Origin of the sequence: Desulfobacter latus, from assembly GCF_013389365.1 — a bacterium.
GTDB classification, from domain to species: domain Bacteria; phylum Desulfobacterota; class Desulfobacteria; order Desulfobacterales; family Desulfobacteraceae; genus Desulfobacter; species Desulfobacter latus.
In genome coordinates this window covers 1-4436 of the sequence record NZ_JACADJ010000126.1, presented here as the reverse complement: position 1 = coordinate 4436, position 4436 = coordinate 1, and the positions used below count along the sequence as shown (strand labels likewise).

The 4436-nt window shown below is 43.4% G+C and carries 9 protein-coding genes; all 9 read left to right on the top strand.

Annotated elements, in window-relative coordinates; genetic code table 11:
- Window positions 1-388 precede the first annotated feature (388 nt).
- The 9 genes from HXW94_RS18145 to HXW94_RS18105 all read left to right on the top strand — a co-directional run bounded on the left by HXW94_RS18145 (window position 389) and on the right by HXW94_RS18105 (window position 4330).
- Window positions 389-598, top strand: a complete 210-nt coding sequence (locus HXW94_RS18145) for a hypothetical protein (RefSeq protein ID WP_178368304.1) — start codon at window positions 389-391, stop codon at window positions 596-598.
- An 85-nt stretch (window positions 599-683) separates the two neighbouring features.
- Window positions 684-902 (top strand): hypothetical protein, encoded by a 219-nt coding sequence (locus tag HXW94_RS18140; RefSeq protein WP_178368303.1) that lies wholly within the window; start codon window positions 684-686, stop codon window positions 900-902.
- Window positions 895-1287 carry a hypothetical protein gene (locus HXW94_RS18135; RefSeq protein ID WP_178368302.1) on the top strand — a complete coding sequence of 131 codons (393 nt, stop codon included), beginning with the start codon at window positions 895-897 and terminating at the stop codon, window positions 1285-1287. The genes HXW94_RS18140 and HXW94_RS18135 overlap by 8 nt, the downstream gene beginning before the upstream one ends.
- 200 nt (window positions 1288-1487) lie before the next feature.
- Window positions 1488-1736 carry a hypothetical protein gene (locus tag HXW94_RS18130; RefSeq protein WP_178368301.1) on the top strand — a complete coding sequence of 83 codons (249 nt, stop codon included), beginning with the start codon at window positions 1488-1490 and terminating at the stop codon, window positions 1734-1736.
- Window positions 1733-2038 carry a hypothetical protein gene (locus tag HXW94_RS18125; protein WP_178368300.1) on the top strand — a complete coding sequence of 102 codons (306 nt, stop codon included), beginning with the start codon at window positions 1733-1735 and terminating at the stop codon, window positions 2036-2038. The genes HXW94_RS18130 and HXW94_RS18125 overlap by 4 nt, the downstream gene beginning before the upstream one ends.
- Entirely contained in the window at window positions 2035-2991 is a 957-nt protein-coding gene (locus tag HXW94_RS18120) for an eS19 family ribosomal protein (RefSeq protein ID WP_178368299.1), read from the top strand. The genes HXW94_RS18125 and HXW94_RS18120 overlap by 4 nt, the downstream gene beginning before the upstream one ends.
- The gene (locus tag HXW94_RS18115; RefSeq protein ID WP_218576805.1) at window positions 2988-3536 is read left to right on the top strand and encodes a hypothetical protein; all 549 of its coding nucleotides are present in this window, start codon (window positions 2988-2990) and stop codon (window positions 3534-3536) included. The genes HXW94_RS18120 and HXW94_RS18115 overlap by 4 nt, the downstream gene beginning before the upstream one ends.
- Window positions 3526-3774, top strand: a complete 249-nt coding sequence (locus HXW94_RS18110) for a hypothetical protein (RefSeq protein ID WP_178368297.1) — start codon at window positions 3526-3528, stop codon at window positions 3772-3774. Before HXW94_RS18115 ends, HXW94_RS18110 begins: the two co-directional genes overlap by 11 nt.
- 16 nt (window positions 3775-3790) lie before the next feature.
- The gene (locus tag HXW94_RS18105; RefSeq protein WP_178368296.1) at window positions 3791-4330 is read left to right on the top strand and encodes a hypothetical protein; all 540 of its coding nucleotides are present in this window, start codon (window positions 3791-3793) and stop codon (window positions 4328-4330) included.
- The last annotated feature ends 106 nt before the right edge of the window (window positions 4331-4436 follow it).

Below are 4436 nucleotides of genomic sequence, written 5' to 3'. Positions count from 1 at the left end.
AGCGATCGGCGAGTTCAACCGCCTTTTCAAACAAAGGAAGATGGGCCACATCCTGGACATACGCCCTACATAGAGCCTACCCTAATCGCTGGTTTATCAACGGATTAGGGCAGGTGATAAGATCAACTGACAAGATGAAGCATTGGTTTAGCCTTCGTCAATGGATAAAAGTCACATGAGGAGCCGTGTACGGACCCGTACGCACGGTTCTGTGGGCAGACGGGAGTCAATGGACTCCCTCTGACCCGATCCGAGCGGGCCGGGGATGCCCGTAGGGGTACAGGCCCGTATAACATGTACCCCCCAAATCGCCCTTATTTTTCATTGTCATATAAATATAATATTATTATAATATCTATAAAATATCATAATAAATGGAGATGATTTTATGAGTAGAAGAAAAAAGCCTATGAATAGACCCGCTCCCTCGGCTACCCCGACTACCTCCAAAATTAGTGAACCAGTGAGTGTGTCTTTGCGTCTTTCCCCCACATTATCGAAAAAGTTAGATAGTTATTGTTCTGAGATTGGTGCCTCAAGAAACGGTGTTATTTCTGTTGCAATCGCAGATTTTCTTGCAGAAAGAATATCAAATTAATTGACAAAAAAAGATTGACCTTGTCAGTTTTTTAATGGTATGTAATTTTTAAAACTGTTATAAAAACACAATTGAGGTTTTTGTCATGAAAAAAAAATCTATTGAAACAACTTGGTCAATGTTATCAAAGAATGGAAAGGTGAGTTCTAAACAAATATCTATTCGGTTGCCTCTTGATCTTGAGGCCCAAATAGATAATTTTATTTCACGTTATCCAAATGTTTCTAAAAATCAAATTATTTGTGATCTTGTATCTCTTGTATCTCTTGGCGTTGATCAAATGTCTGCTTCTCACCATGGATAAGTATTCTTTCAAAGCTAAGTGGTATAATCCGGATAATTCGCCACCATCTTCACGGCAAACATCTATACGTCTGCCTATTCTGGCTTCAGCAAGAATTGATGCAATTTGTGAAATGTTTCCCAATAAGACAAAAAGCGCAATTTTAAATGACCTGATAGTACAAGCACTTGAAATGTTCATTGATGAACTTGAACCTGAGCCCGGAAAAGAAATTAGCGATGATGAAGATGGGATTTGTTATGAGGATATTGGCGAATCTGGAAGATTCACAAAATTGACTCAAAAATATCTCAATCAGTATCAAGAAGATACAAAAGAGGAGGATAAAGTCAGAATAGAAGATCCCGTGTATTATGTTCCTCATTCTGATCTAAAAAACAAATAAGAAAACCCCCTGACAGTATGACGGTGCGGGAACACCATATGTCATACGCCAAGGGGTCAAATGTCCCGGAGAAATGCCACCACGCATTAAGCCCAAGACACTTCTTTTATACAGCTTTTCATAAGCAGTGTCAATTTTCAGGCCCTCTTTGGGACATTTGAAAACATTAATAGTTTTTCAAATTTCAAGGAGGCCCTACAATGGAGCAAAATTCCCATACCGCAACACCCACCGCAAACCTGGACTTAGAAGCCAGGCAAGCCGCAGAAAAAATTTACGATCTGAAAATTCACGAAAAGACAGCGTTTGAACTGGAAGGCTACGACCAGGACGTTGAAGTTTTGCGCGTCCCTGGTGGCTGGATCTATCGAATTGGAAACTATACTTCCAATGGTCTTGAATATTCAAACAGCGTATTTGTTCCGTTTCATCAGGAGGTGGGCATATGAAAGACAATATCGTTCAACTACCATCCAGCAAGACCCCCACCTGGAGGCAGATGGTCACCAGGCTTCACAATGACGGCCGGGAAGAATTCAGGCGGGTTTGCAACGTGGCCCAGATATGTGTACAAACAATTTCTTTTCCACAAGACCATTCATTATCTGTTTTGCTTGATCGTATGGAGCTAATCAAGGACAGTTCTTTAGACCTTTGCTATGCAATAAAGAAAATCGAGGAGTTTTACAATGAGGCTTATCCCTCTTGTCTTGCTGAGATAATTCCTTTTCCAGTGGAGGTGGCGCAATGATAGTAAAAGCCGAAAATAAATCTAACTTCACCATTCTGTCAAATGCCGTTCTCCTGGATGAAACCATATCCGACAAAGCAAGGGGAGTTCTCGTTCGTTTGCTGTGTCGTCCGGAGAATTGGAACCTGAATATAAAGCACCTGGTGAGAACCGGCAAAACCGGAAACGCCGCCATCAGATCCGCCGTTAAAGAGTTGGAGGAGGCCGGGTATATCCGGAAGGAGGTCACCAGGGACAAGAACGGGCGGATTATCGGGATTGAATACACCGTATGTGAAAGTAAAGGCCAAACCAGCCGGGAAGAGGTATCACTCAAATCAGAGCAGGTCCATGAAGAAACCACCCATCTGGACCCCGATCCTGAACCAGGCGGCCAAGAGGCCCAACCCCAGGAAGTCCAGGTTCAGGAACCCCATATCAAGGATACCGGCATTACGGAAAACCGCATGACGGAAACCGTAATCAAGGAAACCGCCCCTATAATAAATACTGATATTAAACAAATACTGAAGGTAACAACGACTACACGCGCGCGCGAGGCTAAGCAGGTTATCAATGAGCAGCTGCTCCCTATGTCGTCGTCGTCCACCACCAATGAGATTATAAATTTAATTCCTGAACAGCATCAAACTCCTGTGGTTTTGTCCCTGGTGAACAAGGCTGTCATGGATTATCCGGAACATGAGGTGAAAGAGGCTGTGGCTTATGCCGGGGCCAATGTCCGGGGCGGAAGTATGCAGTTTAAGGCGTACCTGGATAAAACGCTAAAAAACAAGTGGGGTGAGGGTTTCTTGGATGCCATGGATAACAACAGCAACCCCTTTGGGCAGAATCTTTTCGGGAGCGGTCAATTTTCTAGTGCCTCTGTCACCGGTTCACAGCGGATGGATAGAAACCTTGCTGCCTGTCTTGAATTTGCCGCTTTAAGCAAGAGAGGGAGGGCCACCGCATGATATTTGAAAACGATGGGAAAAGATTTGGTGAGATTATGTTTGGCCTTGCAGAGAACTATCCTGGAACAAACTTGAGCACAAACGGTTTAATGATGAGATTCGAGGCCATGAAAGAATTCAGCATTGACCAGGTTGGGCAGGCCGCCACCAAGCTTTTGAAGACTCACAGGTTTAACACCATGCCTACTGTAGGCGATTTTATCAGCACCATAGATGCCGCAAGCGGAAACATCCCTGTTGAAGACCGTGCAGAAATTGAGGCAAACAAAGTGCTTGATCATTTGCATCGGCATGGGAAAGGGGTTATCCCTGAATTTGAAGATCCTATCACCAAGCACCTGATGTCCACCAGGTGGCGGTATGGCTCTTGGGCATCCCATGTGGTGGAGGACGAACTCAAGTGGTGGCATAAAGACTTTGTCCGGGCCTATCGTGCCCATGCTGTCGGTGCCGGCGTTATGAATTGTCTGCCGGATCTGTCGGGCCTTAAACAGCTTACCGGGAAAATCGGCAACTGGGGAAAGGAGGTCATTCATGCAAATTGAAACCGATTTCACCGAAACAGCTATTCAATTAACATTGGAAGAATTGAAAAAACAATTCCCTGGTAAAACCTTGTTAACCGTGGAGGAGACCGCACAAGCGTATGGGTTTAGAAGCGTACAGACGATATATAACGCCTTGAGAAAAAATGCGAAATACCCTTTTCCGGTTAAGCCAAGGAAGCGTTGCGGCCGGTTGTATTTCAATATCGTGAATATTGCAGAGGATCAGGCAGGTTGATCTGGTGGGGGCTATTATGGCAATTCTTCAAGAGTGTCCAATTTGTAATCACAAACAGGCAATCAAGAACAAAAAATGTAAATGTGGTGCTAATTTGGTCCGGTTCAAAAAATCTCAGAAAATAAAATACTGGATTCAGTTTCGCATTCCAGACGGCTACACCATCAAAGACGGGAAGCGGGTGGCCAAGTATAAGCAGCGGAAAGAATACGTTGGAATATCAATTGAGGATGCCAGGGCGGCCGATGGCAAACGAAAGGTTCAAAAAAAAGAGGGTAGGGTGTTTGATATGCTGCCGGCAGCCAAACTTACATTCAATGAATTGACATCCTGGTATTTGGATCTGACATCTATTAAAGAACTTGGCTATTTTAAAGATTTAAGAAATAATCTTGGGAGTTTTAACGCTCTTTTTGGTGAAACCATAATCAATGAAGTGACACCGGAAGATTTGAAAGAATACCAGATCATGAGAAAGAAAGAGGGATACGCAGATTCCTATATTGATAAACATGTTGGTGCGGCCCGGACTATGATTATAGTGGTTTGCAAATGAATTGATAAATATCTAAAATTTTCATGTTATAATAAAAAATTGGGGGCTTTTATCTGATTTCGCCTTTTCTTTAACTTGCCATACCTCGATTTACCATTGCTGATCC

Excerpts from the sequence above, each read along its gene's own strand:
- HXW94_RS18145 (WP_178368304.1), top strand. The coding sequence starts at position 389 with ATGAGTAGAAGAAAAAAGCCTATGAATAGACCCGCTCCCTCGGCTACC.
- HXW94_RS18140 (WP_178368303.1), top strand. The coding sequence starts at position 684 with ATGAAAAAAAAATCTATTGAAACAACTTGGTCAATGTTATCAAAGAAT.
- HXW94_RS18135 (WP_178368302.1), top strand. The coding sequence starts at position 895 with ATGGATAAGTATTCTTTCAAAGCTAAGTGGTATAATCCGGATAATTCG.
- HXW94_RS18130 (WP_178368301.1), top strand. The coding sequence starts at position 1,488 with ATGGAGCAAAATTCCCATACCGCAACACCCACCGCAAACCTGGACTTA.
- HXW94_RS18125 (WP_178368300.1), top strand. The coding sequence starts at position 1,733 with ATGAAAGACAATATCGTTCAACTACCATCCAGCAAGACCCCCACCTGG.
- HXW94_RS18120 (WP_178368299.1), top strand. The coding sequence starts at position 2,035 with ATGATAGTAAAAGCCGAAAATAAATCTAACTTCACCATTCTGTCAAAT.
- HXW94_RS18115 (WP_218576805.1), top strand. The coding sequence starts at position 2,988 with ATGATATTTGAAAACGATGGGAAAAGATTTGGTGAGATTATGTTTGGC.
- HXW94_RS18110 (WP_178368297.1), top strand. The coding sequence starts at position 3,526 with ATGCAAATTGAAACCGATTTCACCGAAACAGCTATTCAATTAACATTG.
- HXW94_RS18105 (WP_178368296.1), top strand. The coding sequence starts at position 3,791 with ATGGCAATTCTTCAAGAGTGTCCAATTTGTAATCACAAACAGGCAATC.